The 25,150-nt window shown below is 56.4% G+C and carries 27 protein-coding genes; 1 reads left to right on the forward strand and 26 read right to left on the reverse strand.

Annotation, left to right across the window (positions count from 1 at the left end; all coding sequences use genetic code 11):
- The 19 genes from ATHL_RS13575 to ATHL_RS13665 form a co-directional block, all read right to left on the reverse strand.
- Entirely contained in the window at positions 1–1,200 is a 1,200-nt protein-coding gene (locus tag ATHL_RS13575) for a flagellar hook-length control protein FliK (protein WP_062194889.1), read from the reverse strand.
- A 5-nt stretch (positions 1,201–1,205) separates the two neighbouring features.
- Complete coding sequence (flgB, locus tag ATHL_RS13580) at positions 1,206–1,610, reverse strand: flagellar basal body rod protein FlgB (protein ID WP_062194891.1); 405 nt, start codon at positions 1,608–1,610, stop codon at positions 1,206–1,208.
- Positions 1,611–1,614: 4 nt separating this feature from the next.
- On the reverse strand, positions 1,615–2,187 hold the full coding sequence (locus tag ATHL_RS13585) for a lytic transglycosylase domain-containing protein (RefSeq protein WP_084001445.1): 573 nt from the start codon (positions 2,185–2,187) through the stop codon (positions 1,615–1,617).
- Positions 2,188–2,640: a flagellar FliJ family protein gene (locus ATHL_RS13590; protein WP_062194893.1), complete on the reverse strand. Its 453-nt coding sequence runs from the start codon at positions 2,638–2,640 to the stop codon at positions 2,188–2,190.
- Positions 2,641–2,663: 23 nt separating this feature from the next.
- Entirely contained in the window at positions 2,664–3,998 is a 1,335-nt protein-coding gene (locus tag ATHL_RS13595; RefSeq protein WP_062194897.1) for a FliI/YscN family ATPase, read from the reverse strand.
- Positions 3,998–4,933, reverse strand: coding sequence for a FliH/SctL family protein (locus ATHL_RS13600; protein WP_084001449.1), 936 nt, complete (start codon positions 4,931–4,933; stop codon positions 3,998–4,000). The genes ATHL_RS13595 and ATHL_RS13600 overlap by 1 nt, the downstream gene beginning before the upstream one ends.
- A complete protein-coding gene (fliG, locus tag ATHL_RS13605; RefSeq protein WP_062194903.1) occupies positions 4,917–5,936 on the reverse strand; it encodes a flagellar motor switch protein FliG in 1,020 nt (339 codons plus the stop codon). The genes ATHL_RS13600 and fliG overlap by 17 nt, the downstream gene beginning before the upstream one ends.
- On the reverse strand, positions 5,929–7,641 hold the full coding sequence (gene fliF, locus ATHL_RS13610) for a flagellar basal-body MS-ring/collar protein FliF (RefSeq protein ID WP_062194906.1): 1,713 nt from the start codon (positions 7,639–7,641) through the stop codon (positions 5,929–5,931). The genes fliG and fliF overlap by 8 nt, the downstream gene beginning before the upstream one ends.
- 15 nt (positions 7,642–7,656) lie before the next feature.
- Entirely contained in the window at positions 7,657–7,962 is a 306-nt protein-coding gene (fliE, locus tag ATHL_RS13615; RefSeq protein ID WP_062194908.1) for a flagellar hook-basal body complex protein FliE, read from the reverse strand.
- A 6-nt stretch (positions 7,963–7,968) separates the two neighbouring features.
- Positions 7,969–8,415: a flagellar basal body rod protein FlgC gene (gene flgC, locus ATHL_RS13620; RefSeq protein WP_062194911.1), complete on the reverse strand. Its 447-nt coding sequence runs from the start codon at positions 8,413–8,415 to the stop codon at positions 7,969–7,971.
- Positions 8,416–8,587: 172 nt separating this feature from the next.
- On the reverse strand, positions 8,588–8,959 hold the full coding sequence (locus ATHL_RS13625; protein WP_062194913.1) for a flagellar export chaperone FliS: 372 nt from the start codon (positions 8,957–8,959) through the stop codon (positions 8,588–8,590).
- Between the two features lie 110 nt (positions 8,960–9,069).
- Positions 9,070–9,399 (reverse strand): flagellar protein FlaG, encoded by a 330-nt coding sequence (locus ATHL_RS13630; protein ID WP_062194922.1) that lies wholly within the window; start codon positions 9,397–9,399, stop codon positions 9,070–9,072.
- A 63-nt stretch (positions 9,400–9,462) separates the two neighbouring features.
- The gene (fliD, locus tag ATHL_RS13635; protein WP_084001451.1) at positions 9,463–10,338 is read right to left on the reverse strand and encodes a flagellar filament capping protein FliD; all 876 of its coding nucleotides are present in this window, start codon (positions 10,336–10,338) and stop codon (positions 9,463–9,465) included.
- Positions 10,292–11,707: a flagellar filament capping protein FliD gene (gene fliD, locus ATHL_RS13640; protein ID WP_062194928.1), complete on the reverse strand. Its 1,416-nt coding sequence runs from the start codon at positions 11,705–11,707 to the stop codon at positions 10,292–10,294. Before fliD (ATHL_RS13640) ends, fliD (ATHL_RS13635) begins: the two co-directional genes overlap by 47 nt.
- 104 nt (positions 11,708–11,811) lie before the next feature.
- On the reverse strand, positions 11,812–12,648 hold the full coding sequence (locus ATHL_RS13645; RefSeq protein ID WP_062194931.1) for a flagellin: 837 nt from the start codon (positions 12,646–12,648) through the stop codon (positions 11,812–11,814).
- Between the two features lie 325 nt (positions 12,649–12,973).
- Complete coding sequence (locus ATHL_RS13650; protein WP_062194934.1) at positions 12,974–14,185, reverse strand: glycosyltransferase family 4 protein; 1,212 nt, start codon at positions 14,183–14,185, stop codon at positions 12,974–12,976.
- An 11-nt stretch (positions 14,186–14,196) separates the two neighbouring features.
- On the reverse strand, positions 14,197–15,030 hold the full coding sequence (locus tag ATHL_RS13655) for a flagellin (protein ID WP_062194936.1): 834 nt from the start codon (positions 15,028–15,030) through the stop codon (positions 14,197–14,199).
- Positions 15,031–15,313: 283 nt separating this feature from the next.
- Positions 15,314–17,317 (reverse strand): glycosyltransferase, encoded by a 2,004-nt coding sequence (locus tag ATHL_RS13660; RefSeq protein ID WP_062194938.1) that lies wholly within the window; start codon positions 17,315–17,317, stop codon positions 15,314–15,316.
- 17 nt (positions 17,318–17,334) lie between these two features.
- Positions 17,335–19,203 (reverse strand): tetratricopeptide repeat protein, encoded by a 1,869-nt coding sequence (locus ATHL_RS13665; protein ID WP_062194941.1) that lies wholly within the window; start codon positions 19,201–19,203, stop codon positions 17,335–17,337.
- A 187-nt stretch (positions 19,204–19,390) separates the two neighbouring features.
- Here ATHL_RS13665 and ATHL_RS13670 point away from each other — a divergent pair, with 187 nt between their 5' ends.
- A complete protein-coding gene (locus ATHL_RS13670) occupies positions 19,391–19,774 on the forward strand; it encodes a hypothetical protein (RefSeq protein ID WP_062194944.1) in 384 nt (127 codons plus the stop codon).
- A 1-nt stretch (position 19,775) separates the two neighbouring features.
- Here ATHL_RS13670 and ATHL_RS13675 read toward each other — a convergent pair whose 3' ends face one another.
- The 7 genes from ATHL_RS13675 to ATHL_RS13705 are packed head-to-tail and all read right to left on the reverse strand — an operon-like array spanning position 19,776 to position 25,144.
- Entirely contained in the window at positions 19,776–20,789 is a 1,014-nt protein-coding gene (locus ATHL_RS13675; RefSeq protein ID WP_162787717.1) for an HD-GYP domain-containing protein, read from the reverse strand.
- 23 nt (positions 20,790–20,812) lie between these two features.
- The gene (locus tag ATHL_RS13680) at positions 20,813–21,259 is read right to left on the reverse strand and encodes a chemotaxis protein CheW (protein WP_062194947.1); all 447 of its coding nucleotides are present in this window, start codon (positions 21,257–21,259) and stop codon (positions 20,813–20,815) included.
- Positions 21,260–21,291: 32 nt separating this feature from the next.
- Positions 21,292–21,810: a chemotaxis protein CheX gene (locus tag ATHL_RS13685; protein WP_062194951.1), complete on the reverse strand. Its 519-nt coding sequence runs from the start codon at positions 21,808–21,810 to the stop codon at positions 21,292–21,294.
- A 44-nt stretch (positions 21,811–21,854) separates the two neighbouring features.
- The gene (locus ATHL_RS13690) at positions 21,855–22,373 is read right to left on the reverse strand and encodes a chemotaxis protein CheX (RefSeq protein ID WP_062194954.1); all 519 of its coding nucleotides are present in this window, start codon (positions 22,371–22,373) and stop codon (positions 21,855–21,857) included.
- A 25-nt stretch (positions 22,374–22,398) separates the two neighbouring features.
- Complete coding sequence (locus ATHL_RS13695) at positions 22,399–23,253, reverse strand: HDOD domain-containing protein (RefSeq protein ID WP_162787718.1); 855 nt, start codon at positions 23,251–23,253, stop codon at positions 22,399–22,401.
- A gap of 6 nt (positions 23,254–23,259) precedes the next feature.
- Positions 23,260–24,066, reverse strand: coding sequence for a CheR family methyltransferase (locus ATHL_RS13700; RefSeq protein ID WP_062194960.1), 807 nt, complete (start codon positions 24,064–24,066; stop codon positions 23,260–23,262).
- The gene (locus ATHL_RS13705; RefSeq protein ID WP_062194963.1) at positions 24,059–25,144 is read right to left on the reverse strand and encodes a protein-glutamate methylesterase/protein-glutamine glutaminase; all 1,086 of its coding nucleotides are present in this window, start codon (positions 25,142–25,144) and stop codon (positions 24,059–24,061) included. The genes ATHL_RS13700 and ATHL_RS13705 overlap by 8 nt, the downstream gene beginning before the upstream one ends.
- Between the last annotated feature and the right edge of the window lie 6 nt (positions 25,145–25,150).

Consider the following 25,150-nt stretch of genomic DNA (forward strand, 5'->3'; position numbering starts at 1 on the left):
TTAAACCTGATAGTCCACCCGATGTCCCAGACCAGCCGATGGAGAAACTGCCGGGATCACCCCCGAAATCTCCGCATCACGCATGGATTCACCGCGTGCATAAAAAAACCGGCGCGGCGTCTGAGCGAAGTTTTGTTGCTGGCCTGGTTGAGCCTGCGCGTGAACATCGAGATGAGCAAGCTGCACCCCTGCATCGGCAAGGGTCTGACGTAACTGGTCAATCTGCATTTCAAGCAGCCGTCCGGTGCTGGCCTGATCCGCAAAGACCGTGACACTCACCCCCTGCGCTGTGCTCACCAGGCGCACATCAAGCCCGCCGAGTTCATGAGGGTGAAGCTGTAAACGAATGAAATTCTTCCCACTCTGGATAGAGGCCTCCACAGCCCGCGCCACCTGGTGCACACTTTCAACCAGCGAGGGTTGAACAGGGCTGGATTCAAATCTGGCAGAATGGCCTTCAGTCACAGGTTTTCCGGGCACCTGCGCCATGGTTGCCCCATCGATGGTCGGGGCTTCTTCTCTGAGGCGCTCTTCGGGTTTTACGGACCGGGAGGGGGTCACAGCCTGGGTTGAGGCCTTTACCACTGGCCCGGCCCCTTCGACAGTTCCCTTCCCTGCCTCACCTGTGCCCGACGCCATCCCCGCCAGACCCCCGGAGGGCTGACCACCATCGGCATCCAGCATTTCAATCGCCCGAGAAAACTGATCCGCCACCTGCACCGCCGGTTTTTCCGTCGCGACTGGTTCGGCCTCACCTGCGGCCTCCCCCTCAAGAGGGGCCGCATCCACAGGCTGATCTGGCAAAGGGGAAACTCCCCCGTCAGGCGGGGTTTCGCTCTCCAGACCACCACTCCCCATTATTGAGGAATCTCTTGCTGGCAGGTCATCCACAGCCACCATTGGGGCAGTAGCCGGAAAAACCACCCTCTGCCCCACCGCAATGCCAGCATCTCCAGAAGGATCTACCACCACGGGCGGCATCTCCCCCGGTGGGGAATCCTGTGGCAGAAACGGCGGCTGGACAATGCCCGGGATAGAAACCGCCTCAGCCTCGGCCTGTTCCTTCTCTTTGGCCTTCAACACCTCCTCAAAGCTTCCCCCCTCTCCTGTCTCCTCGCTGCGATTTGCCGATCGAGCACTGGAGAGAGGTGAGGCTGAAGCCGGAGAGGCGCGAGCCGGAATGCAAAAGACTTCGACCATATATATCACCTCGAATTCGCAATCGTCTTAAGCAATTGCAGTTTTTTGCTGACCGACTGGGTAATCGCCTGGTAAGCAATCCCCGCCTCCGACATTTCGGTCAGTTCTACATCAATATCCACATTGTTCTGATCGGCCCGAAAACTGCCTCCCGGACGTGCAGACACCTGGTAACCGATCGAGGATGTGGGAGAGGCCAGATGAGTATGGCTGGTGGTGGTCAGGGGCAGGCTTTTCGTCTTGTTCAAAGCCCGTTTCAGAGCGCTCTCGAAATCAACCTGTTGCGCCTGATAGCCAGGAGTATCCACATTGGCCAGGTTGCGGCTGATGACCTGCTGACGTAAACTGAGGCCATCCAGAGCCCGCCTGGCCACATCCAGCGCCTGATCAACCAGAAAAGAAGTGCCCATGCTTTCACCTCTGCCATTCGTTATAGGATTCGTACAAACCCAGAACCCGTTGCACGTACACCTGAGTTTCCCGATATGGCGGAACCCCCTGATACCGGTCAACTGCCCCCGGCCCCGCATTATAGGCCGCCAGTGCCAGACGAACATCACCCTGATAACGCCTGAGCAAACCGCTCAGAAAGCGCACTCCGCCATCGATGTTCTGAGCCGGGTCGTACGGATCAGCAACGCCCAATCCGCGCGCGGTTCCCGGCATGAGCTGCATCAGCCCCATCGCCCCGGCAGATGAGGTTGCCCTTGGGTTGAAGTTCGATTCCGCCTTAATCACCGCCTGAACCAGCACCGGATTCACGCCATATTTCTCTGCCGCCTGCTGGATCAGGCTGGCAAAATCGCCGCTGGCCTGAGGCGTTCTGGTGGAAGAGCTGTCGCCAGAGGCCCTGGCCTTTGCAAGTGCAGATGGACGATTTTCTTCACCCTGCGACACCTTTTCCAGCAGGCGTTGCATCAGCTCAAAGGTGAGCCGGGTAATCACCGCGTTAAATTGACCTGTAAAAATAGCATCGTTTATGGGCATTTAAATCTCCTGATAACGCTGACGGAACGCCTGCGCGATATAAAGATCATCCTGGAAGGCCATTTCCACCCTGGCCTGTTCAGCCTGGTAAGCCTCCAGGCGTTTTCTCCGAAGAATCTGCAAGGTTTCTTCCTCCTGCCGGGCAGCCACCAGATCTCTACGCTTTTTTTCGATCTGCATTTCCAGCCGGGATAATTCCTCCTTGACCGTTTCCATGCGCTCTCCCACAACGCGAAGATCGTCGTGCAAGACTCGAATCTTGAAAAGGTCTATCTCCCCTTGCTGGGCCTCAACCAGCTGGTTCATTAGCCCCTTTTGCGTTTCACACAGTCCGGCAAGCAGGTTTTGAGCGTTCAACTGCATGGCAAGCAATCGCCCCAGCTCAATTTCCAGAGCCTCTACCCGGTTATGTCTGACATCCAGCACACTTTGTAAACTGAAAGCAGGAGGCATAGACATCTCTCCTTATCCAAATTTCACCCTTCGGCTCCATCCACCCCGTTCGCGAAGCGCAGAAAATCCAGGGTTTCTTCCATAGAACTGACCTCATCTCGACCCTGCTGTAAGAATGCGGTCAGATTGGGCATCACCTGAATGGCCAGATCAATATTCGGGTCTGTACCGGTTACATAGGCACCAATATTGATCAGGTCACGTGCCTTTTCGTAGGTGGCCAGGTGTTTCCGCGCATTGGCCGCCAGCCCCAGGTGTTCTTTGCTGACCAGAGCCGGCATCACACGGCTGACGCTGTTTAGCACATCGATCGCCGGGTAGTGATTGCGCGCCGCCAGGGTGCGGCTGAGGATGATGTGCCCATCCAGAATGCCACGTACAGCATCACAGATAGGTTCATTGAAGTCATCTCCTTCAACCAGCACGGTAAAGAAGCCGGTAATCGAGCCTCGTTCACTGCGCCCGGCGCGTTCAAGCAGGCGCGGCAGCATGGCGAAGACCGAAGGGGTATACCCCTTGCTGGCAGGCGGTTCACCAATGGACAGGCCAATTTCGCGTTGAGCCATGGCATAACGGGTCACCGAGTCCATCATAAACGTCACATCCATGCCGCAATCCCGGAAGTATTCGGCAATGGTCATCGCCACCGAGGCCGCTTTGAGCCGAACCAGAGCAGGCTGGTCGGATGTAGAGACCACCACCACCGAGTTTCTCAGGCCCTCTTCACCCAGGTCGCGCTCCAGGAATTCACGAACCTCCCGCCCGCGTTCCCCGATCAACGCAATCACCGACACATCACTGCGAGCATTCCGGGCAATCGACCCAAGCAGGGTGGACTTTCCAACCCCAGACCCGGCAAAAATCCCCATACGTTGACCCTTACCACAGGTCAGCATCCCATCGATCACGCGCACACCCGTCACCAGTGGATCGACCACAGGCGGCCGGCGAAACGGATGAGGTGCAGGACGATTTGTGGAGGCCCACTCCACAGCTTCCAGAGGGCCACCGCCATCTATCGGCTGACCGAGCCCATCGAGCACACGCCCCAGCAGAGAATGCCCCACAGGCGCCTTGAAAGCTTTAGAAACCGGGATAACCGTACTGTCTGGCTTAATCCCCTCCAGTCCACCCAGAGGCATCAACAGCAGCCGATCATTGCGAAACCCGATCACCTCAGCCAGCAAAGGGCGGGCCTCTCCGGTGTGAATTTCGCAAACCTCACCGATCTGACAGTTCAAGCCAATGACCTCCACCGTCAGGCCAATCACCTGTACCACTCGCCCGGAGACAACCACCGGGTTCAGATGTGCCAGACGCGTCATAAAGCGTGTCAGATCAGGGAGTTGTGTATCCATTAATGGCCTTCCTCTACCGGTTCGTCCTGCTCATCAAAGACCTTCAGCACAGCATCGAGCTGGGTTTCTATCCGGGCATCCACGCTCCCCATGGCACCCTGGATGTAACAACCGCCCGGTTTAATTCCGGCTGAGGGGATAATCTGAATCCGGTTTCCGGTGCGTAATTCCTGGTTTTCACGCCAGGCCGCTTCCAGCTTCTCTGAGTCTGCCGGGTTAAGGTACAGGGTCAGATCTCCCAGTGAACGGGCATTTTCCATCGCCCGTTCCAGGTTGGCCTGTAAAAGATGGCTATCCAGTTCTAAGCCGTTTCCAAACATGGAACGGGCAATCTGACGCACCAGTTCAACCACCAGAGGCTCGCTTTGCGCCAGCATTCGGACACGCCATTCATTCACCTCCTCTACCGTCGCTCTGGCCGATTCAATGGCTGAGCGTGCCTCAGCCATTGCCTGTTCCTGTCCCCTGCGGTATCCTTCCTCCACCGCCTGTTGAATCTCTGCCTGAGCCTGTGCCATCCGTTCGTCTGCCAATCGCTCTGCCTGGAGGATGATTTCTTCAGCCCGCGCACGTGCCTGGCCAAGCATCTCCAGAATTTCATTCTGGGCATCCGCCTCACTGGTAAGCGACAGGGGTGATCTTTCTTCCAGATCGGGGCGGCCAGCTTCTTCCGTGTCTGGCTCCCAATCCATCACCTCAAAAGGCAAAGTCTGGACCAGTTCCTCGGGGGTCCAAACGCTCACCTGCGGCTCCAGCGACGCCGGGTAGAGCACACCCCCGGCGGTCTGTACACGCCGCGGCCCACAAAAGAGGGCGAGAATCTCCTCCACCTGCACTTCCTGTTCAGAACCCGAAGGCCCGTTCAGGTCCAATGGCTCCCAGGCCTGCATTTCATCTCCTGCCGCCCTGCGAATCACCCTACTGGATGATCTCATATTCTCCTCCGCCGCCGATTACAATCTCCCCCGCCTCTTCCAGAGCGCGTACCGCATCCACAATCTTGCGCTGGGCGGCATACACGTTTTTCGCCAGCTGCGGCCCGAGGATTTCGATCTCTTCCTTCAGGTTTTCGCGCGCCCGTTCGGAAAGGTTGCTGTAAATTTTCTCCTTAAGCCGTTCAGGCGCCGCTTTAAGGGCCATCGCCAGGTCGGCCTTGTTGATATCTCGCAATACACGCTGGATAGCGCGATCATCCAGCTTGGCCAGATCGTCAAACGTGAACATATTGGCGCGGATCTCTTCCACCAGTTTGGGATTGGTCGTTTCCAGCGCTTCAAAAATCGTCTTCTGCACCCCCCGGTCTACCTGGTTGAGCATCTTGACCAGAAAAGAAACCCCACCCGTGGCACGAAAATCAGCTTCGCTGATCACCCGTGAAAGCTTGTTTTTCAAGTTGCGTTCCACCACCTGCACCACCTGCGGTGAAACCCGGTCCATCATTGCCAGACGCAGGGTGACCTCGATTTGCAGTTCTTTGGGCATGTTGGTAAGGATATCAGCCGCTACCTTTGCCTCAAGGTAAGAGAGTACCAGGGCAATCGTCTGAGGCATCTCATCCTGCAGTAAGGCGGCCACTTCCTGCGGATTGGCGTTGCGCAACATTTCAAAGGACGACATCTGCTGGTGCACCGAGATGCGCTCGAGGATCTCGGCCCCGCGCCTTGGCCCTACCGCCCGCGCCAGAAGTTGCCGGCTGTACTCCACCCCGCCCCCACGCAGGGTGTTATCGGCTGCACTGAACTCGCAGGCTTCTTCAAGGGCCGCCGACCGCACTTCGGGAGGAATGGGGCCTGTGCGCCCCAAAGCCAGCAGCACGCGTTCAATTTCAGCCTCGGTCAGATATTGCAGCACCTTGGAGGATAAATCGACCCCCAGACCGAGCAACACTGCACAGGCCTTATCAATGCCACTCACCGGCCCATTCATCGAATCAGCCATTGCGCTTCTCGTCCTCACTCAACCAGATTTGAATGATCTCTGCCACCGTCGCCGGATTCTCCTCGGCCAGTTTCGAGATGACTTTGGCGCGTTCCTCATCCTCGGGATTGGTGGTATGCCGGGCGCGCGGTTTCGAAATTTCTACCAGCACATCCTGTTCAGCCTGCGTAACCTGCCGGGGCTGTCCTGCAGGAAGTCCACCCATGCCCTGAGATTGCGACAGGCCAGCTTCGATTTGCGCCATAGGCGAGGCAGCTCCCGCCCCGATCGCGGCGGTACCGGGCTGTGCCAGCGCCGCTACTTCACTCACCGGCCTGAGGATGGGCTGCCAGGCCGCACGAGAAGCAAGGCGCAGATTGCGCATCAGCCGTGAGAAATACCACAGCAATCCGATCAATACGATCACCCCAAGTGCAATACTGCCGATGCGGAAGTACCATTCCGTTTGCGCCGCCTTCGAATATTCAGCATTTTGTTGTTCAGCGTAGGTGTGATCAAAAGCCATGGACTCCACCACCACCTGATCACCCCGCGCCTCATCGATGCCTGCCGCCGCCGCCACAGCTGCTTTGATGGTTGCCAGTTGTCCGGCATCGGTGACGTTATCCACCATTACCGAGACGCTCACCCGTGAAATCCGGCCCGGGGTGATGATTTCTTTCGACTGCACCTGGCTGATTTCATAGTTAATCGTTTCTTCACTGCGCGAATAAATCACACCGGGCTGGGGAGTCCCCGTTAGCTGAGGCACCGGCGTGGGCAGGTTCGAAGCCGCCCCGGGAACACCTCCGCTCACTGCGCTATCGGTGTTGTAGCTTTCATTGATCTTTTGAGAACTGCGTACTGCCACCGGCGTCGGATCAAATGTATTTGACGTCACTTCACGGTGCGACCAATCCATAGCCACTGCCGCCTGAACTGTAGAGCGGTTGGGGCCAAGGATTTTATCCAGCATCGACTGTACCCGTCTGCGCACTTCAGCGGCGGCCTGGGCTTCAGCGGCACGCTGGCTATCACTCTGGGCGGCGGCATTGGCCAGGTCGTCGTTCCCCCCGCTGGAAAGCATATTGCCCTCGGTATCCACCACCACCACATTCTCGGGCTGCAGGCCTTCTACACTGCTGGCCACCAGGTGGGTGATGGCCCGCACCTGAGCCATCTCGATATTGCGCCCCGGTTTGACCTTGAGCGTCACCGAGGCCGTGGTGGGCGCCTGGTCGCTGACCAGGAGCGACTTCTCCGGGGTTACCACATGCACCCGCACGCTTTCAATCGACTCAATACTGCCAATGGTGCGCTCCAGTTCCCCTTCCAGTGCACGCTGATAATTAACCCGCTGGGTAAATTCGGTCATTCCAAGAGTGTTCTGACTGAAAAGCTCATAACCCACCGTGCTCGACTTGGGTAGACCCTCCCGCGCCATGCGCAACCGCACATCGTAAACCTTATCCGAGCGAACCAGGATCGTCCCGCTATCTCTGAGCCGATAATCAATGCCATTTTCTTCAAGCTTCTGGACGATTTGCCCGGCATCCGCCTCGCTGAGGCCGCTGAAGGCCACCGAGTAGGTGGGTGTATTTGCCCACTGGATTAATGTAGGGATGAGAATCGCGGCAGCCAGCAAAAGGGTAATCGTCACAATCCGCTGGGATTTGGATGTCTTTTTCCAGTAATTCAAGAATTGTGTTTGCAGTGACGCGAACATCCCGGCTTACCCCTCTTAAATTTGCATACGCATGATTTCACGATAGGCTTCTACGAGCCTGTCCCGGATCGCCAGCGCCACCCTGAAATTGACGTCATTTTCTTCCAGCCCGATCATCACCTGGTGCAAATCAACATTCTCTCCCAGCGAAAGTTTTTCCACCAGCGTGTCAGCATTTTGTTGTGATTGATCGAGAGCCGAGAGAACCTGTTCAAAAGATAAGGGCTCTTTCGCGGCAGAAACCGGTGTAGCAGTCCTGGCTACTGCACCCGCCTCTTGCACCGATGTCAGGTTGATGGGAGGAATCGGAGAGATAGTCATACCACGTTACCTCGCAATATCCAGAGCTTTCAAGGCCATGCGTTTCGCCGCCTCGATCACCATCAGATTGGCTTCGTACGAACGGGTTGCCGAAAGCATATTGGTCATCTCAACAACCGGATTGACATTGGGATAAGTCACATACCCACTGGCATCCGCATCGGGGTGAGTCGGATCATAAATTCGCTCACCCGGCTGGGTATCGGTGGTGATCTGTGCCACACGTACCCCGCCCTGCACGGTTTGCGGGTCTCCGCGTCTGGCCGCAAGAAAGGCTGGCAGGAAAGAAGGACGGCCCTCGGCGGCAAACACCACATCCTGACGTTGATAGGGACCGCCCTCAGCCGTGCGGGTGGTCTGTGCATTGGCAATATTGTTCGCAATCACATCCAGCCGCAACCGCTGAGCCAGCAATCCCGAAGCACCGATTCGTAAAGAGTCCCAAAAGCTCATAACGTCACTCCTGTACCTGCAGGGATAGTATCATGTTCAAAAAAGGGGGGCTGTAAAGACGAGATGAACTTCCAATAAAAATCGCGTAAGAATCTTAATGCGCCGGTGCATAATGCACCGGCGCATGCGTCGGTAAAAGCTACCACTAAAATCGATTTATACCATCATCCGTTCAGGCGGCAGCACCTGCCGATTGATAGCTCATGGAGGTTACCGTCACTGCCGGGCGGCTGGATAGTTGAGCCTCCGCGGTCTTCCAGGCGTCACGGAGTTCGCGCAGGGTGTGCGCCGCCGACTGATAATCACCACTGCGGATGCAATCCAGGCACCACTGATAGAGGCGAAACAGTCCAGTGGCAACTTCCGGGTAGTCAAAATTGAGTGCGTCGCGCAATACGCCGATCGTCTTGACGGCCCTGGCAAAATCCTGCTGTTCACAGGCGCGTATGGCCAGGTCATAGGCCATGACCACCAGCCGGATGGGGCTGGCCCCCATCACATCCTGTTGACGGTATTCCTGGTTCCGGTAAGGTGTCTGGTACATCGAAATTCTCCTCTCGAACCGTGCAGTGTTTCGTTGATCGCTCTTGATATGGCTATTCTCGGTCGTTAACCGTACATCTTGAGGCAGGCGGCGTAAAAATCATCTTAATTTCAGGCCAGCAGTTCGAGCAGATCGCCAGCCTGTAATTTGCTCATTTCCTCCGGTGGAATCGTACGCAGGACCCGCCGGGAAGTACGATCGACCACATAGACGGTCACCTCGTTGGTCTCTTTGTTAACCTGGAATTTCAAAAAAACCTCACCGGTCGTCGAGAGAGGGAGAGAAACCTCCTTCTTCGAGTTCGCCGGTTGTTCGCTACGACCGGTCACATGCTCCGGCTGGCGGGCTACATCTCCTGCTCCGGGCCGCACCGTCTGAAGGGCCCCGGCGCCGGTATCCGATTCCGTTCGGACAATGGGGGTGATGGTATATTCGTTCATCCGTTTTCCCCTGCCTCCTTACATGGGAGTCTTGCGTTTCTTCACCGAAACCACAACCTGAACCTATTTATACACATTGTAATTCCCGTACATGGCGAGAAATTGCTGTTGCATGTACGTCATGGTCAAAAGCTGGGCCTGGATCTCACCATATTGCTGGTATAACTGCTCCTCACGGGTAGCCAGACGAGAATTCATGGCGTCAATTTGCTGTTTTGCACTCTCCAGCTGCCTGTCCAGCGCAGAAGAAACGCTCGCCATATAGCCTGAAGCCCCCGTGAACCGCCCAATGGTGGTGGTAAGGTTTGTGGAGAGCTGATCGAACAACGCAGTTACATCACTGCGCTTCGACAGAAGGAGCGACTCCAGTTTGGCCGCATCACTGATCGAGGCCTTAAAGGAGTCATCCAGACTGATCCCGACCTCTCCAAGCATTCCGAATGCCCCCGAATTGGTCACCGCAGCCCCAAACTGGCGCGCCAGCTCCATTCGCAGGGTCACAATGCTGTAATCACCGGCCAGAGCCCCGCGCTTGTACGTACCATCGGTTTGCTTCAGATTGGTTACTTTGGCGCTCAGGTAATCCATCAGCTTGTTGTACTTTCCAAGCATGTCTTCAATGGCCTTCCGAGCCGCCGAGACATCCGAAGTCACTTCCAGGGTTGCGCTCTTTCCCTCAGCATCGGGGGCCAGATCAATCGTCAGCCCATGAATGATGTCGCTCAGGCCTCTGTTCCCTGAACGGGTGACCAGGAGACCGTTGACCTTCATCGAAGCGTCTGTGGGCATCTGTTGATTGAGGAAATTTCCCGTGCCATCCACCAGCCCCAGGCTCTGTAAAATTCCTCCGTTCGAATCGCTCGCCTGGAGGAGATAATTCTGGCCGGATCGCTCATTGGTCAATACAAGCATCACTGATCGAGGCCTTAAAGGAGTCATCCAGACTGATCCCGACCTCTCCAAGCATTCCGAATGCCCCCGAATTGGTCACCGCAGCCCCAAACTGGCGCGCCAGCTCCATTCGCAGGGTCACAATGCTGTAATCACCGGCCAGAGCCCCGCGCTTGTACGTACCATCGGTTTGCTTCAGATTGGTTACTTTGGCGCTCAGGTAATCCATCAGCTTGTTGTACTTTCCAAGCATGTCTTCAATGGCCTTCCGAGCCGCCGAGACATCCGAAGTCACTTCCAGGGTTGCGCTCTTTCCCTCAGCATCGGGGGCCAGATCAATCGTCAGCCCATGAATGATGTCGCTCAGGCCTCTGTTCCCTGAACGGGTGACCAGGAGACCGTTGACCTTCATCGAAGCGTCTGTGGGCATCTGTTGATTGAGGAAATTTCCCGTGCCATCCACCAGCCCCAGGCTCTGTAAAATTCCTCCGTTCGAATCGCTCGCCTGGAGGAGATAATTCTGGCCGGATCGCTCATTGGTCAATACAAGCTGTCGATCAATGATCGATGCACTCACCCGGTTCCCCTCAGCATAAGCCGCACGGTTGATCCTGGTTACCACATCGATCAGGGTATCTCCTGCGTTGACCTCGATCAACGCCCCCCTGGCGGTATAATTCGCCAGGGCCGCCCCGCCTGACCGGCTGGCTTCGGTATACATCTGGGGATCTGAACCAAAAGTGATGGTCAATCCACGTCCGGTGTCAAACACCCCGCCCACCGGGATAGACTGCCACTCGCTGGTGGTTCCGCTTCCATCGGTCTTCTTCACCGTTACGGCCTCTCCAGCCCGATTAACCACACGGAACTGCCAGCCGCCCAGCCCATCCTGCCGTGTTTCTACCGCATAACTATCCGTCCCCAGCTCAGTGAGCCCGCTCTCTACAGCCGATGTGCCAAACGCGGTTACCGCCCCCCCGGTTGCTCCACTCACGGAAGCAGTCGCCGCCCCGCCCAGATAAAAGCTCCCCGTAAGATTGAGCGCCTGATTGGTGTATTCCTGCCGGGATGAGAAAACACGATGCTGCCTGGCCAGAGTGATATCAGAAATTTCGTACGTTCCCGGTGCAGCGCTTGCCCCGGCAGAGGCTGTGAGTACCGTAGCATTGCCGGTGGTGTTGCTTACTTTTACTGCACGTCCTTCGGTCATGGCATACAGGGGATAACTGCTGTTCAGCCCTTTCACCGCATTCTGAAAATCTTCCAGCAGGTTCCGCAGATCGTTATAAACGGCCTTTTGAACCTGGATCTCATCGCGCCGTTGCGTCAACCGCTGGAGGGGCTGGCGCTCCAACGTCATCAGATCGTTGATCAGGTTGACGAATACGGTGTCTAACTGCCGGATAGTGTTAGCCATATAACCCCTGTGCCTTTCCCGTTCCTTACACCTCATGCCTTATGGGAGGCGCTCCTGATAAGCGCCTCCCACAGAAAACCGTTCGGCGGACGGACGAAAGAAGCCTATCGGAAGAGGGAGAGCAAGAACTGCGGAGCAGCGTTGGCCTGCGCCAGCATCGCCGTCGCCGTCTGCTGCAGAATTTGATACTTGCTCGCGTTCACCTGCTCTTCCGCCATGTTCGCATTCATGATCCGGTTGTACGCCGCTTCTACATTGATCTGCGCCGCCGCTACCTGATCTTCCTTGAAGCTCAACCGACCCGTCAACGCCCCTACCTTCGCCAGCTCAGCGTTGACCTTGCTCATGGCGGTTTCAATGGCCGCCATGAACGTGCGGAACGAAGCGCTGGAGCTTGTGTCGAGCGAAGAAGCGCTCAGCGAGAGACCGGTGGAGTTCAGGTTAGCGATGGCGGTCATCGTCACACTGTCGCCCGAGTCTGCCCCGGTCTGGAAGACCAGGTCTGAACTACCACCAATCAAAGCCGTGCCATTCCACTTGGTCTGCGAAACCAGGTCATCGATCTGCGCTAGGTACGCCGTCACCTGATCGCTGATAGCCTGCCGTTCCTCAGCACCCATGGTATCTGAACCACCGGCCTGCACCTTGTTGCGCATCTGCACCAGAATGTCGTTGATGCGCCCCATACCCGACTCGGCGACCGCCAGCAGGTTCTTCGCATCGGCAATGTTCGCCAGCGCCGTCTTCAACCCCTCCGACCGCGACTGCATCTTCGTCGCAATCGTCAGCCCTGCCGGATCGTCTGCCGCTGAGTTGATCCGCTTCCCCGTCGCCAGCCGCGTCTGGTGCACCGCCAGTTGCTTGTTGATGTAGTTCAACGAATTCAGCGCGTTCATCGCGCCAATGTTCCCCGCAATCCGGGTTACGTCTATCTCTGCCATTTCAAACCTCCTTGTTTGTCTTCTCCGGGGTTCCTTCCCCTTCGTCTATCTTGCTGTACCTTTTTCACTTCCTCTTTCCACGAGCTCTTTCTCCGTCCGGGTACCGCCCCGAGCTCCAGGTCAGTACCGCCGCCGAGGGCTTTGGGTTTCTGTCCGCGTCTGTTGTCGGGTGAACCTCCATCTCCTTTGAACTGTTCTGATAAAGTTATCGGCTGAAATACCCCCGGCTTGAGAGGAAATCCGTAAAAAGAGCATAAAAAGAATCGGGTAGTCTTTCTCTACCCGATTGCCAGAAGAAGATCCCCCAGGCGCAGTCATCAAAGAGTTACCCCTCCGCTTCCCTCACCAGATCCAAATAAAATTGCTTCATCCACCGCCCGGCTATGAAATCCCAGTCGTAATTTTCGGAGATGACCAGATTACGCGCCGCAATCGTTGTATAGTAATCGGTATCGGTCAACAGCCGTACCACCTCACTCGCCCAGACGGCCAGCCATGCATCCCCCGTGGGTGGAATCAACGGGTTGAGCCATGCAGTTTCAGGCAAGGCTCCCAGTGCCGTTCCCGCCACCACACATCCCGCCGCCATGGCTTCCATGGCGGCAATACAACTCGTTTCCGGAAAGATATTCGGATACGCCAGCACCCGGCACTGCTGGGCTGCCTCACGGAGTTCCTTCTGGCCCACAGAGCCATGGTAAATCACCCCCGGCATCTGCCGCAGTTCTTCATATAACTGGAGGTACTCGGCCTGTTCCTGCTGACGATACACCTTCATCGAGCTGAACACGTGCAATTCAGCCCCGGCAACCAGGTCATGGATCACCGGCCAGGTTCGGGCAAGCAGTGACAGCCCGCGGTATGGCGTAGAGGCATAATAGGCACGCGGCAGGCGAGAGGACAAATCCTCTTTGGACGCGGTAAAAAGGCGGCGGGGGATTCCGTTTGTCGTACGGAAAATCCTGTCTACCGGCAAATGCAATCGTTCCATCCACTGACGTTCCTGATAGTGCGAAAGCATCACCACCCGCGTACAGGCCGCGTAGACCCTTTCAGCCAGCGCACGGTCTTCAAGGGGGGTCACATTGGGCTGATCGGCGTCGTCCTGGCACCACAGATAATTGATCTTCCCCGGACGCAATCCTTCCCCAAACCAGTGCCAGTTCCGCAGGCTGATGAACACATCACAGCGGTGGGAGGGTATTTGCTCCGCTTCGGTGAGAATTTGAACCCGTGCTCCCCGTTTCTTCAATGCCCTGCCAAGCCGCAGAGCGGCCGTTTCACTCCCTCCCAGGGGTACTCTCTCACAAACATCCCAATCCTTGAAGAGATCAGGCTGATGAAATGCCACAAAAATAGTCACATCCAGCGCCATCTCAAACCTCGCCCATAGGATACGCCGGGCGCCAAACCGCACAGCGGCCTTATTATCCCCATCTTCCTCATCAGCGGCTGTAAATGTGGCATGAATCTGCCGTGAACGGCAGATTAAATCAAACAGGGGAAGCCCTGAAAAGCTTCCCCTGCTGGGTTTCAAACACCAGAAGTTTACCGGAAGAGGGAGAGCAAGAACTGCGGAGCAGCGTTGGCCTGCGCCAGCATCGCCGTCGCTGTCTGCTGCAGAATTTGATACTTGCTCGCGTTCACCTGCTCTTCCGCCATGTTCGCATTCATGATCCGGTTGTACGCCGCTTCTACATTGATCTGCGCCGCCGCTACCTGATCTTCCTTGAAGCTCAACCGACCCGTCAACGCCCCTACCTTCGCCAGCTCAGCGTTGACCAGCGACATCGCCGACTCAATAGAAGCCATGAAGGTGCGGAAAGTGGCACTATCGGTGGTGTTGAGCGAAGAGGCGCTCAAGGTCAGCCCGGCCGAATTGACTGTGGCAATTGCCGACATGGTTACCACATCAGAAGAATCGGCACCCGTCTGGAAGACCAGGGCGCTGCCGCCGATAAGGGTGGTGCCATTCCACTTGGTCTGTGAAACCAGGTCATCGATCTGCGCTAGGTACGCCGTCACCTGATCGCTAATGGCTTTGCGCTCTTCTGAGCCCATGGTGTCTGAGCCACCGGCCTGCACCTTGTTGCGCATCTGCACCAGAATGTCGTTGATGCGCCCCAGCCCCGATTCGGCGACCGCCAGCAGGTTCTTCGCATCGGCAATGTTCGCCAGCGCCGTCTTCAACCCCTCCGACCGCGACTGCATCTTCGTCGCAATCGTCAGCCCTGCCGGATCGTCTGCCGCTGAGTTGATCCGTTTCCCCGTCGCCAGCCGCGTCTGGTGCACCGCCAGTTGCTTGTTGATGTAGTTCAACGAATTCAGCGCGTTCATCGCGCCAATGTTCCCCGCAATCCGGGTTACGTCTATCTCTGCCATTTCAAACCTCCTTGTTTGTCTTCTCCGGGGTTCCTTCCCCTTCGTCTATCTTGCTGTACCTTTTTCACTTCCTCTTTCCACGAGCTCTTTCTCCGTCCGGGTACCGCCCCGAGCTCCAGGTCAGTACCGCCGCCGAGGGCTTTGGGTTTCTTCACCCGTAAACTGGTTTGACACACCTCCATCTGCTTGGTTCTGTTTTTAACGTTCTTGATAGCATCATCGGATAAAAACCGGAAATCTTGAGTTCTTTTAATGCAACCGGTATAAAAAAGGCGTAAAGGTTTTATGCCAGAGAACGCAGCATGGTATGAAGCTGAACCGCCTGTTGATCCATCGGATTACAGGCAACCACCTGCTCCCAGGCGAGGTAAGCCAGCCGATACTCGCGGTCTCGTGTCCAGATCAATGCCTGTTTTCGAACCGCCTCGGTGGATGTCATTCCAATCTCTGAAGCTGCCTTTTCAAGATTTTTCTGCGCAAGCGTATCCTGGGGATGAACCACCACGGCATGGACAAACCAGCGGAAAGCCTCTCCCACATCTTTGAGCTGCCAGGCAGCTGCACCCGCCTGGGCCAGCAAATCGGGATGATCAGGGTGAACTTCCAATCCCAGCTGGCAGGCTCGTAAACAGCAGGCCGGAGAACCGCTCTTGAATTCGCAGATGGCCAGGTCTTTCCAGCTCACCTGATCAGGCGCACTCAGAACGGCTGCCATCGCCAGGTAAGCCGCCGCATCCCCCCATTGTTGTGTTCCCATCGCCGCCTGCCCCGCCAGTTTGAGAGCATCGGGATCGAGGGGCACCGGGCTGAGTAGATTGAGCACCTCGTGATACTTCCCATCCGCCAGCAGGGCCTGCATCTTCTCACGCCAACCGGCAGAGAAACGCCGCCCACTTTTCCAGCCATGAACAAGAAGTTCCCGTGCCCGGTCAACCTGCCCGGCATACAGGGCAGCTCGCGCCCGTAAACGGAGGAGCAGTGCAGCGAGGTCTTTCGTCCCCAGGTTTTCCAGGTCTTCTTCCTCACAGGGTAGTCGCTCTGCATGGCCGAAAAATTCCAGCGCCACCTCGGGTCTGCCCAACCCGTTGAGGTACATCGACCCCGCTCCCACCCAAACACTGACCGAATCGGGAAAATCGGCCACCATCTGTCGGAGAAGGTGATCCAGTTTGGCAAACTCAAGCTTTCGAATATAGGCGTTCGCCACAATGACATACGCCTGCCGGAGGTGAATATCAGGAACATAATGGTCAGGCAGGTTAAGCAGGATAGGCTCCAGCGTGGCAAACGCTTCTTCGTGTTGCTCCAGTTCGTCCAGAGCCGTTCCAACCAGAACCTGATATTCCAGGTTATCCGGAGCTTTTTCAAGCGCTTTGCGAAGCACATTCAAATTCCGCTCGCGCTTTTGCCGCAGTTTTGTAGCGTCCAGAATAAACTTTATGTGCTGAATTTTGATCTCTGTCAGAGCAATCGTCAAACCGAGTTGCCTGGCCGAGGGAAGAATATTTTCGTGTAAGGCACTCTGGTAATACAACCCGGGGAGGTTACGGAACAGACGCGCCTGCGGACTGCCGCGGTAGGTTGTCTCAGTGTTCCAGTCCAGCTGTTTGCACAGGTACACATCCGCTTTGCCGCTTGCCGCCGCCCAGAGAAGCTGGTTTTTATCCTCAGGTTCCAGCCAGTTATCGGCATCCATCATTAACAACCACTCTCCGGTAGCATGTTTCAGCGATTCATTACGCGCGGCTGCAAAGTCATCGCACCAATCAAAATGATAGACCTTCGCCCCGTACGCACGGGCAATTTCCACCGTCCGGTCAGTAGAACCGGTATCAACAATGATCATTTCACTGACCATGTCTTTGACCGAGTCCAGGCAACGCTCCAGGTGCGCTTCTTCATTTTTGACAATCATCACCAGCGAAATAGACGGCCAGCGTTTTGGAGGAATTTTTCGATTAAACTCCAACCGAATCCCCCTGACCAGACGGGCAAGGTGCATCTCATAGAGGAAGTTTAACGCCCGTCCGTTTTGTGGGTCGTTGACCAGTTCGTTGATACAGCCAATCATCGCCTTGCGGCGCTCTCCGAGCCTGAAGTAAGCCTTGGCCGCCGCAAGATTCACCTCCGGCAGATCGGGGAAAGACTCCAGGATTTGATCGAACAGAACCACGGCTTCTGAAAAAGCCCCCTGTTCCATCAAGCCATTCGCGCGTTGAACCAGTTCAATGGCTCGATCAATCTCTGCCAGCTGAGCATGGGTCGTTTTCGAAAGAACAGGCAACATGACTTTCTCCATATTCTTCAGTTCGCCGGAGGGGCAGCCGTCCCCAGCATCTGAACCATTTGCAACGCCACCGGGTTATCTGGAGCCAGAGCCAGGGCGCGTTCCGCATAACCCTGTGCCTGTTCCGGGTCACCCGCCTGAAGATACATTCCCGCCATCATTAAGAGGACTTCCAGATCACCGGGGTTCTCCATCAACGCCTCATAAAAATTCTGTACGGCTTTCTCGTAGCGGCCTGTCTGTAAATAGATATGCCCCAGAGCCTTGACCGCTTCTGGCATTCCGGGTGCCCAGATCAAAACCTGCTCCAGCAGGGTTTCCGCTTCGTCCAGGGCGCCCCTGCCGAAGCAGGCCGATGCTCCACTCAGCAGACGTTTCACTTCGGCAAAAGCCGGATCAGGCAGCCCTGTCTCTCCACCGGCAAGGGTCGCGTTCAAAAGCAGGCCCGAAGATCCGCATACCAGCCCCGGCAACGCCGGCCAGTGCTCCGACAGCCGTTCCCATACTGCCGCAAAGATTTCCGGCCGGGAATGATGAAACACCAGCGCCCCTCCCGGGGCAAGATAGGGAACAATGGCGCTCAGCGTGGTAACGATTGAAGCAAGGTCATTCGTCTCTGGCTGAAGAATTGCCAGGTCCACAGGCAACTCTGTTTTAAAACACTCGCTGATTCCCTCCTGCGGGGGAGCATCTATAAAACGGGTGTGCCCCTGGTGACCGCAGGCATCCAGTACCCCTGCCAGGTGCGCCGGAGTGAGCAGGCTTCCCCTTCTTCCAGCAGCTTTCCAATCTTGGACCACTACCAGCTTCACCGGGCGGCACGCCGAGGCCACCTGGGTAAGCGGTTCGGCACATCGCTCACTCCAGACCAGACAGGATAGCGGGAAAAATCCGGCGCTATACCAGCGGACCGCGGTCAGCCAGTCCCAGTAACGGGGCATTTCCTGGTCTACAACCCGCTGGTAAAATGCGATAACCGGTTCAAACATCTCAGAAAGACTCTTCCGGTGCTGTGCCGCACCCTGAAAGGCCACAAGCACTTCTTCCCGCAGGGTCTGCGCCGAAAGCTCCGCCTCAATTTGGGACAGTGTCAACCCCATCAAGCGCTGTTGACGCCACGTGGTACTGTCTCGCACCATCGAAGCAGGCAAGCGTTCTGCCGGAAGAGAAGGGGTGGATTCCAGAACCCACCCCTGAATGCCCAGACCCGAAAGGTCGAACCAGGGCACGCGCAGTGCCGCTCGAGCCAGGGTTGCTTCTCCTTCTGTGGCCCGGATGTGCTCGTAGAGGGCTCTGCTGAAGATCATTCCTCCCGCCGGAAACGCCAGGCCCGGGTGAAGGCGTTCCCCCGCAGTGCTTCCTCGCTGGCAGGCCAGAAAAGATTCCACTTCTGCCGGGCTGGCACCACAGGCCAGAAATTCATGCGGAAGCCATCGCCGACTCAGCACCATCCAGCTCTCTGCAGGCGAGAACACAGCCGGCCGCCTGCCTTCCAGAAGAGCGAAGAGCCTCTCAAGGTCTTCTTCAGGAAGATAACTGCCGCCCTCCAGCAAAGCCACAAACGCACCTGTGGCAGCTTCCATGCCCGCCTCCCAGGCAGCCGCCAGCGGGAATAACTCCCGCAAAGGGTGCCCGACCAGGCTTTGCCGATCAACGGTAACCCGCTGGAATGCCTCTACCCAGCCCGGGGGTAAATCCTCGCCCCCCGTCGGCGATGGATCTCCGTTTTCATCGAACACCGCCACAACCTTCACCTGATCCATCCTGCCCAGTCGCACCAAACAGTTGCTCAGGGCGCGCAGGGTGAACCCTGTGCGGCGGGCCTCTCCGGCCACGACCCAGGTGAGTAACGGGGCAGATTCATTCCATAATTGCCGAAAACTCATGCCTTCCCCTTCGCCGGTGTTTACCCGGCCTGCATCAAATTACCCGCAGAAAACATCATCCAGGTGGGAGTATAGCAGGCCCCCCTTTTCCATCCAGAAAACCTGCGTAAAAAACGGGTATAGAATTCATTAAATCCTGGGGCTATAATGAAATGGAACCGGTATTCCTCACAAAAAGGGAAAATTCATGCGCGAGCGAATCAAAATCTTGCTCCAGATTCTCGTTCTCGTTGTGATCTGCGGTGGCGTGGTTGCCGTTCTTCTCTTAAGCGGCGTTATGGCTCCCCCTTCTGAAAAACGCACCCTCACCTTTCGCGTCGAAGCCATGGGCGGTTACGCCAACATCACCCTGGATGCCGGCACTGAAAAGATCTCTCAAACCACCACTGTAACGACCCCCTGGCAGAAAACGCTCCAGGTAGAGCGAGGGGTTGAAGTATACCTGACCGCATCCAACCCCAGCCAGACCGGTCAATTATCCTGCACCATCTTGCTGGATCGCCAGCTCTGGAAGCAGGACAAAACTGAGGCCCCTAAAGATGGGGTAGCCTGCGCCGGGATTGTTCCCTGATTCAAAACATATCCGCAAAAACCTGCACTACTTCCGGGTCAAATTGTGACCCGGCGTTTTCCTGAAGGTAACCGAGCACCCGGTCAACCGACCAGGCTTCAGGTCGGTACACCCGTGGATGCGAAAGTGCGTCCCACACATCCACCACTGCAAAGAGGCGCGCCGCAAGTGGGATTTTTTCTCCAGAAAGCTGGCACGGATATCCCTTCCCATCCCAGCGTTCATGATGCCCGTAGGGGATGGAGAGAGCCGGGCGCAGATATTCGATATCCCGCAGCAGTTGATAGGCATAAACGGGATGCATCTTCATCAGCGCCCACTCTTCTTCGGTTAATTTTGCCGGTTTGAGCAGAATGCTATCCGGAATGGCCATTTTCCCGATATCGTGTAACAACGCCCCGTGCCGGATATGAGGAATATGATCCAGGCCGAATCCCAACTTCAGTGCAAGGTCTACCGCCATCGCCGTAACCCGGCGCGAATGCCCTTCGGTCTCCAGATCACGCAGTTCCAGTGCCCTTGCCCAGCCCTGCAGCGTGGCCGAATACGATTGTTCCAGGCTCAGGTGCGCTTCTGCCAGTTCATCACGAATCGTATGCCATTCGACCAGGCTTTCTACCGAAAGGTATGTCAGAACCCGCCCCCTGCAAATCACCCGCTCAGGCATGAACCGCACCGGCAAACGTATTCCATCCGCCGCTTGAAGCTCCAGGTCCACAGGTTCGACTGCCCCTTCGGTATAATCCAGCAGCTCGATCAACGCGCTGAAGTGATCGCGGATATCCTCCGGAATGAACTTTCCAACCTCACTCCCCTTCATATCATCAGGGGTGGCCATGCCCAGCATCCGGGTAAATGCCCGGTTGGCCTCCACAATTTTCCCTTCCCTGTCCAGGATGACAACCCCATCACGGGTCAGATCAAAAACGGTTCTGTACCCGGGCAGTGGGAGCCCCTCACAGCGGGGAATTTTGCGCCTCCGGTAGATGCGTTTTTGAAACTGGCGCTGGAGCATGACCCCTGACTTTCTGAAAAGCCTCAGACGGCTTCCAACAACTCTTTTTCTTCTGCCGAAAGCACTTTATCCAGATCGAGCAGGATCACCAGCCGTTTTTCCAGTTTGGCTACACTCTTAATAAAGGCCGAATTGACCGTCATGGTCAACTGCGGAGGCGGCTCAATGGCATCCTGGGGAACACGGATGACCTGGCTTACCGCATCCACAATCAGCCCAACCTGCGTGCCATTCATGTTTGCAATGACAATGCGTGTATCGCGGGTAGGTTCCTGCGGCGGAAGGCCAAAGCGCTTGCGTAAATCAATCACCGGCACCACTGCCCCGCGTAAATTGGTAATCCCTTCCATAAAATGTGGAGCCCGGGGCAGGCGGGTTATTTCCTGCATCTTGATAATGCCTTCGACTACTGCAATATCCACGCCGTAGGCCTCATTTTCCAGTTCAAATACAACCAGTTGGCTTTCCATGTTATCCAGACCTCCATCAAACAAGGTTAAAATTATGGCACCTGAAATGCCTTTGGAATGGACAGTTGAGCGGCGCGCAGCCCGTTGGCGCTCCCCTGACGCAGGGCAAGATGAATCAGCACCGGGCCGGCCACCGTCATCAGGGGCACGATCAAACGCGGCACATCCAGCGTCGAAATGGATGCGCCCTTTCCCAGCAAAAGTGTGGGCGGGGAGATCGTCGTTTCAAACCCGGCTTCAGAGAGCTTCATGCTGGCGCGACCTGTGATCACATTTCCGATCTCGGCGACCCCACTCTGGGCCAGCCCCTGCACAGCATCAAACTTTTCACCCATAAGAATCGTGGCCAGCTTCGCACCGGTAGCCGCAGACATACTGTAAAAAACCGTCCCCTCAACAGCCCCTACCAGCGAGAGAATCACCGTCAGATCATCCGTGAGGTAAGTCCCATTTTCCAGTTTGAGATCTCCCCGGGTAACTTCCTGGCGGGTCTCTGCGGTCAATACCTCATAAGCCGCCTCGACAAAAGGATTGAGAAATTTCACATTCATGACTGGTTCATTCCTTTCCGTTCCGAGCAGAACATCCTGCCAACTCAAGCTCTGGAAACAGCCAGTTTGACGAATTCTTCCGGGGCGGAATTGCTTCCGGGAGCCGCTTCTTTGAGCGCCAGATGGACCATCAGGTTACCATAAGCGGTCTCCAGGGGCACCACGATGCGCGGGAAATCCAGGGTTGAGACCTGAACATTCTTCCCGATGATCACCATCGGGGGAGAAATGTTCGATTGATACCCCGCCTGAGAGAACTTGACCGTTGCAGCTCCGCTGATCACGTTCCCAAGTTCCGCCACCCCGCTCTGGGCCAGCGAATCAAATTCTGTAAACTCCTGCCCCAGGATACGTGAAACAAAATTCAGGCTGGTCTCAATGGGCATTCCGTACATTACCACGCCGTATACTTGGCCGACCAGATGGATTAAAACCGTCACATCATCGGTGGTCAGGGCTGACTTTTGCAGTGTCAGTTCTCCCCGCGTGGGTTCTGCACCGATTTCCTTCTTGAGAACCTCGCTGGCTGCCAGCAAAAAAGGGTTAAGAAACTGTACATTCATTCGATGTTCACTCCTTCCTGGTTTGCTACCATCCCGGGGCCCGATCGCTGAGGAAGAGCTCAGCCAAATAGATTTGATCAGTGACCTGCCTGATCAGTTCCTCCATTTCACTTTCCTCAAAACCCAGCAAATCCAGGGCTTCCCCTTCTAACCTGTATCGTAAACCATCCACTCCTACACCCACCCCCAGCATCATCATGGCAGCATCTGCCACGTGCACTGCGGCCACCATCTCCCGATATTGCGAAGCCGTGGCTGGCTGATGATGATGAGCAATGGCTGTGATCAATTCGTCCGGCAGGTGCCAGCGGCGGCCAATCTCTGCTCCCAGCAAAGCGTGATCAATGCCAAAATACTGTCGTTCCATCTCCAGGAAAGAACCATGCAGCCACTCGCCAGCCTCGGCCTGAACACCGCGCAATAATTTTTCGAAGGGTAATTTGCCGATGTCACAGAGTAAGCCCGCGTAATACACCTCATCGGTGCCCTTCCACCGGCGTTTCTCAAAGATCCAGCGCGCCCCAATCGCCACCCCAAGCGCGTGCCGCCACAGGGCGCCTCCGGGCAGAGCATAACCCGGCAGAGGACGGCTGAGGTACCCGGCAACGGTCGAAGCCAGAAGCATATCGCGCACAGCATTACTGCCCAGCACCATTACGGCCTGATGAACCGTCACCACACGCCCCGGAAGCCCGTAGAAAGCAGAATTGGCCATTCGCAACACCAGACCACTCAACACCTGATCAACCGCCAGAACCGCCGCCACTTCGCCCATGTTAACCTCGGGATCGCGGATCAGTTGCAGGGCTTTCTGGGCAGCCTGCGGCATGGGAGGGAGCTCACCTGCGGCGCGGATTAACTGCTCTAGGGTTACCTTCATGGCCATTTACCCACCGATCTTTCTGTAAAAAGAAATCCCAAAGTTCTGCAGGCCCACTTCTGCCGGATGAGGGATGATCTCGGTACCACCCAGAAAAAGGACCCCTCCCGGGCGCAGAGCCGCCTGGAACTTCCGGTAGAGCATATTCTTCGCCTCGTTGGTGAAGTAGATCACAACATTCCGGCACACGATCAGGTCAAAACCCGTTTCGAAGCGATCCGTAAAAAGATCCTGTTCTCTGAAGGTGACCCGCTGCACCAGTTCGGCTCTAACGTAGTTTTGCGCCTTCGAATCGATGTACCGGGTTCGTTGTTGGGGGGTGAGGTTACGAATTTCATCGGTCGTATACGGGCCGCCAGCGCGGGCTTTCTGGAGCGCTCCCCGGTCGATATCCGTCGCCAGAATCCAGTGTTTCCGGTGCGGCGCCACCTCGTCGAGAAGGATTGCCAGGGTATAGGCCTCGACGCCGGTTGAACAACCCGCACTCCAGACGCGCAGGCCCACCGGAGATTGCTCCAGCAAAGCGGGCAGCACTTCGCGTTTCAACGTAGCCCAGCGCTCCGGGTCTCGAAAGAACTCGGTGACGTTAATGGTCAAATAATCACGCAGGCGCTGTTGCTCTTCGGGGTTGGAAGCCACATAATGAAAGTAATCTCGCCATGAAGAGCGTTGAGACCGCACCAGCCAGGAATCAAGACGGCGTTTCATTTGCTCGTCTTTGTAATAATCCAGGTCAATGGCGAGCAACTTCTTGATCGACGACTTAACCAGAGCGTACGTGTCTGATTCCATTCCCACCAATCCCCTATCCATTCCGAGATTCCTGGACCAGCTGTTCGATTCGTGAGGCCACTTCGGGCAAGGGCAGGATAAAATCAGCCGCACCGGCTTCTACCACACTGCGCGGCATTCCCCAGACCACACTCGTCGATTCATGTTCTGCAATGACTCGCCCGCCCATACTGTGCAACAGGGTTGCCCCATTCGTCCCATCACTGCCCATGCCGGTCAGAATAACTGCAATCACCGAGCGCCCCAGACGTTGAATCAATGAGATCAGTGTCACGTCCACTGCCGGGCGAACACCGTGCACGGTGGGGTTCTGGTTGAGCGTCACCTGCAGGTTCTCATCGAAAAGCATGTGAAACCCTCCCGGCGCGAGCAGTGCCTGACCAACCAGCAAAGAGTCACCGGGCTGGGCTTCTTTCACCTTGAGCTTTGAGAGCGAATCCAGGCGCTCGGCCAGTGAATGTGTGAACCCTGCCGGCATGTGCTGCACAATCACCACTGCCGCTGGCAGATCGGCGGGCAACGCAGGCACCACTTCATGAAGCGCCCGCGGCCCACCTGTGGACGTCCCGATCAATACCACCGGCTCATGATGCTTCAGGGGGCGCCCGCCGCCTTTTGGCGCCGCTTCAACGACCGGGGCAGGGGGTTTTCTCGCCAGTAAAGACACCGGCCGGATGTGCGCTGAAGCCGCCCGTAAAATCTTCTGCGCGGCCTCATCCAGCACAGAGCGAATATTCACGTTGCTGGTCGGTTTGGTTACAAAATCTACCGCGCCCAGTGTAAGGGCCTGAATGGTCTCTGCGGCTCCTTCCCGGGTCATACTGCTGAGCATCACCACTGGCCGTGGGAACCTCTGCATAATCTCCCGCAGGGTAGAAAGACCATCCAAACGGGGCATTTCCACGTCCAGCGTAACCACGTCGGGATCCAAACGCGGAATCAGATCGAGGGCTTCCCTCCCATCCCGGGCGGCTCCCACCACCTGGAGATCAGGCCGTTCGTTGAGGTACTGGCTGATCGAGTAGCGCATGAACGCCGAATCATCCACTACCAGAACCCGGACAGGCCGGGGAAGAGAAGGCTGGACAGGAACTGCCATACGATG

It is taken from the genome of Anaerolinea thermolimosa (assembly GCF_001050195.2).
In the GTDB taxonomy this organism is placed as follows: domain Bacteria; phylum Chloroflexota; class Anaerolineae; order Anaerolineales; family Anaerolineaceae; genus Anaerolinea; species Anaerolinea thermolimosa.